Consider the following 4,336-nt stretch of genomic DNA (forward strand, 5'->3'; position numbering starts at 1 on the left):
AAGATAAAAGCCGCCCTGGTCGCGTCAGCGGGCCGTAGGCCTTAGGGCGGGGCTTCAGACCCAGTTTTTTGGTAAAGCCAAACTACCCTTCCCAGCAGCTTTTTTCTTAACCGAAAGTTAACCCTAGGCCCAATCTGGAGCCACTGCACCACCGACACCAGCGTTCCGGGAAGGGGCTGGAGAAGCTAGGGCTGCTGCTCCTTTGAAGAGGGAGAGGGGGGATAGAGCAGGGCTTCCAGCTCCTGCAGCGCTTGCTCCAGGTTGTCGTTGACAATCACGTAGTCAAATTCGTCTTGGGCATCCAATTCCTTGCGGGCCTGTTCCAGGCGGCGCTCGATGCTGGCCTCTGAGTCTTGTCCGCGCTCGCGGATGCGACGTTCCAGCTCTTCCAGAGAAGGGGGACAGAGAAAGATGCGAATGGCATCTGGGTACTGTTGCCTCACCTGACGGGCCCCCGCCAGCTCAATTTCCAGCAGCACATCCTGACCCTGATTGAGTTTTTGGAACACGATCTCGCGGGGAGTGCCGTAAAAGTTGCCCGCATACTGTGCCCATTCCAACAGCTCGTTGGCTTCAATCAAGTTGAGAAATTCCTCCCGACTGCGAAAGTAGTAGTTGACACCTTCCTGTTCGCTGGGGCGGGGGGGGCGGGTGGTGACCGAAACCGAGAGATACAGCTCGGGGTGGCGCTGGCGCAACTGGTTGACCAGCGTACCCTTACCCACTCCGCTGGGCCCTGTCAAAACCACCAAGCGACCGCGCGGGGTAGGAGCCGGAAGGGATCCCTGCTGCTGCGTACACTCAGAGGGAACTGGGGTAGGAGAGGCTGGCATAGACAGAGACCGACGCAAGACGGCTGGGCAATTGACTTGTTTGGGTTGGTTTTAGGATATCTCACTCCTGGTTCCTCAGACGGCTCACAGCGATGGCTTTCACTCGGTTTCGTCTGGCAAACCGGGCTTGGCCGTCAGGAAGCGGTTGGCAACGGTTTCGGGTTGGATGGCGGAGAGGATGACGTGCCCGGAATCGGTGATGATGACAGCGCGGGTACGACGACCATAGGTAGCATCCACCAACTGGCCCCTCTCGCGGGCATCGCTGATGATGCGTTTGATGGGAGCTGACTCGGGACTGACAATGGCGACCACACGCCCAGCGGCGACGATGTTGCCAAAGCCAATGTTGATTAGGCGGGTATCCATGGGGTGATGAGGGAACCTAACGGTTGTCCGGCCAGCAACCTTCATTAAGGTAGCAAATGGGGCTCTTTCGCGGGTTTGCCACAACGACACCTGAGTTCTCGGCCAATTGGGCAGTGAGTTCTGGCGACAAGTCCCGTTCGGGTGAGCCGCAAAAAGGCTGTGGTTGCATAACAAGCTGCACCCTCCCAAACAACTTGCCCTGTTTATCGAGGACGGTAAAATCGTCAACATGAAGCCACTTCAATGGAACTTGAACTGTAAGCCTCAAAGGCCGCCGCTGTGGTAAGCGGTTTGAGGCAGCTCTGAAAACGAAAAGATCGACCCAGCACCCCAAGCTTGAATAGATTTCTTCCTTGCCTATGCTTGACCTGACTTGGCTGGATCCCCTTGTCCAGCACTTTCAACTGGGGGATCCAGAGCCACCCGAAGCCATCCGAGTGGGCCTCATTCACCAAACTTGGAAACTCAACACCTCTGAGGGATCCTTCATCGTCCAGCGCCTTCACCCCCGATTTGATCCTGCTGTCACTGAAGATGGTCAAGCCATCGGCCAATGGTTGAGACAACACGGCTTCCCCGTCCCCCAATTCCGCCGCGCTCGCGATGGATCCCTGCACTTGTCCTGGGCAGAAGGGCTGTGGCGGGTCATGGATTGTCTGCCGGGATCCTGTCACCCAACTCCTCCCAATTGGGGCTATCTGGAAGAGGCGGGGGCAGCCGTTGGACGCCTGCATCGACTCTTGGCCCAGATGGACTATCGTTTTCGCTTCCAGATCCCGCATTTTCACGATACGGCTCACCTTTGGCAACAGCTACGCCAGTATGAGCCGGCCCCAGAAGTGCAGGCAGAATGGCAGTTTTTAATCGAAACTGTGCCCAATCTTCTGCTGCCCTCGGGGATCCCAACTCAAATCATCCATGCCGATCTCAAGTTCAACAACTTTTTGTTCGATGAGCAGGGGCGATTTGTGGGCCTGGTGGATCTGGACACCTTCATGTATCACAACCTCTATGTTGAATTGGGGGATGCCCTGCGCTCCTGGGGCAAACGAGGAAATACCCTTCAGCCAGAGGCGATCCTGGCCGGGTTGCGGGGCTATGCCCAAACCGGGAACTTGCACGCCCTACAACCGGAACTCCTTCTCCAAGGGATCCAACTGATTACCCTGGAATTGGGGATGCGCTTTTTGCAGGATTGGTTTGAAGACGCTTACTGGAATTGGGATCCCCAGCGCTACCCCAGCCGCAAAGCCCATAACCTGGCCCGCTGCCAACAGCAAATTTGCCTCTATCAAGACCTCACCCAGAGGGCACCCCAACTGTTGGAGTCCATGCGCGCCCTTTTGTCTTGTGAGCAGCGGAAAGAGGGAAGGTAGCCAACAGGTTTGCCCAGCTTTTGACAGCTCGTTTTGGGATCTGCTACCGCGGCATAGGAATGAAACATTTCTAAATATTTCTGTGGCATTGCTTCCCGACTCTCCTCCCCCAGAGGGAGAGGGGCTGGGGGCGGTCGCGAAACGCCTAGGAAGTGTCTCAATCTAGTTTCAAATGACGATAACGCTCAATCTCGACTTTGACTTGGATCGCAATGGTCGGGAACACGCTCCAAGCTCCCCTAGGCGGTTTGCACTTGGCGCACCAACCCAGTCGTTTTCAGAGCAGCCAAAGCCCGATCCCGGTAACGGCCATAGCGCTCCTGCTTGTTGCGAAGCTTGCGCCCCTCCAAATCCGGCAACAGCCCAAAATTGGCCGGCATCGGCTGAAAGTGCCTGGGATCGGCGCTGCTGATGAACTGAAACAGGGATCCCATCATTGTTTCGGGGGGCAGCGTGATCAAGGGCAACCCCAGAGCCAGGCGGGCGGCGTTCTGTCCGGCCAACCATCCCCCTGCCACCGCGCAGGCATAGCCCTCGGTGCCCACCAACTGGCCGGCGGCAAACAGCGTGGGTCGGCGACGAAATTGCAAGGTCGGCCACAGAAGCTGGGGCGAATTCAAAAATGTATTGCGGTGCATCACCCCAAAGCGGACAAACTCCGCCTGTTCCAGGCCGGGGATGAGGCGAAAGACCCGCTGCTGTTCTCCCCATTTCAAGTTGGTTTGAAAGCCCACCAAGTTCCACAGCTGCCCTGCTTTGTCCTCTTGCCGCAACTGCACCACCGCGTAAGGACGGGATCCCGTGCGCGGATCCACCAGCCCCACCGGCTTCAAGGGGCCGAAACAGAGGGTGTCTTTGCCCCGGCGCGCCATTTCTTCAATCGGCAAGCAGCCCTCGAAAAACTTGCGCTCCTCCCGTTCAAAATCCTTGAGGGGCGCCTGCTCCGCCTCCACCAGCGCCCGCCAAAACCGTTCGTACTCCGCTTCCGTCATGGGGCAGTTGAGATAGGCTGCTTCCCCCTTGTCGTAGCGGGAAGCCTGAAACACCACCGCTCGGTTCAACGAATCCCCGGTAACAATGGGGCTAGACGCATCAAAAAAGCTCAGGTACTCCAGGCCCGTAAAGGCTTGCAGTGCCTTGGCCAGGGGATCGCTGGTCAGAGGGCCGGTACAGAGGACGGCAATGCCCTCCGGGATCTCCGTCACCTCCTCCCGACGCAGGGTGATGCGGGGATGGTTTTGAATGGCTTCCGTGAGAGCCTGGCTGAAGCGGGCCCGATCCACTGCCAATGCCCCTCCTGCCGGCACTGCATGGCAATCCGCCGTCGCGATCACCAGGGATCCCAGTTGTCGCAGTTCTTCCTTGAGTAGCCCTGCCGCCCGATCGCTGGCTGCAGCCCCAAAGGAGTTGCTGCACACCAGCTCCCCCAACTGATCGGTGTGATGGGCCGGGCTCTGACGCACGGGGCGCATCTCCGAAAGGATGACAGGCAACCCTGCCTGGGCAATTTGCCAAGCAGCTTCTGTCCCCGCCAACCCCCCGCCCACAACATGGATGGGGGCAAAGGCTCCCGCTCGTGCAAGCGGGCTGCAAGCCCTTGGGTTAGTTGGAGGGTTCATCACAACCTCCGGGAGGGAAGAGAAGAATGGAGCGCACCCTGCTAGGGCCGGAAACGGCTCAGGTCAAACCCACTATACCAACCCTCAGCATGGCCCGACCTGCACGAGGCAAGTGACCCAGAGGCGGGATACGCTACTA

General features: G+C 58.3%; 4 protein-coding genes. 1 reads left to right on the forward strand and 3 read right to left on the reverse strand.

Annotated elements, in window-relative coordinates; translation table 11 throughout:
* Window positions 1–185: 185 nt before the first annotated feature.
* Window positions 186–833 carry a guanylate kinase gene (gene gmk / locus NW820_RS03115; RefSeq protein WP_414388593.1) on the reverse strand — a complete coding sequence of 216 codons (648 nt, stop codon included), beginning with the start codon at window positions 831–833 and terminating at the stop codon, window positions 186–188.
* A 99-nt stretch (window positions 834–932) separates the two neighbouring features.
* Window positions 933–1,202 (reverse strand): extracellular matrix/biofilm regulator RemA, encoded by a 270-nt coding sequence (gene remA, locus NW820_RS03120; RefSeq protein ID WP_414330335.1) that lies wholly within the window; start codon window positions 1,200–1,202, stop codon window positions 933–935.
* A 359-nt stretch (window positions 1,203–1,561) separates the two neighbouring features.
* On the opposite strand from remA, the gene NW820_RS03125 reads away from it, so the two are divergent.
* Complete coding sequence (locus NW820_RS03125) at window positions 1,562–2,578, forward strand: phosphotransferase enzyme family protein (RefSeq protein ID WP_187147247.1); 1,017 nt, start codon at window positions 1,562–1,564, stop codon at window positions 2,576–2,578.
* Between the two features lie 239 nt (window positions 2,579–2,817).
* Here the strand turns inward: NW820_RS03125 and trmFO are convergent, their stop codons facing one another.
* On the reverse strand, window positions 2,818–4,197 hold the full coding sequence (trmFO, locus tag NW820_RS03130) for an FADH(2)-oxidizing methylenetetrahydrofolate--tRNA-(uracil(54)-C(5))-methyltransferase TrmFO (RefSeq protein WP_414329729.1): 1,380 nt from the start codon (window positions 4,195–4,197) through the stop codon (window positions 2,818–2,820).
* Window positions 4,198–4,336 lie beyond the last annotated feature (139 nt).

Origin of the sequence: Synechococcus sp. R55.7 (assembly GCF_047461955.1) — a bacterium.
GTDB lineage: Bacteria > Cyanobacteriota > Cyanobacteriia > Thermostichales > Thermostichaceae > Thermostichus.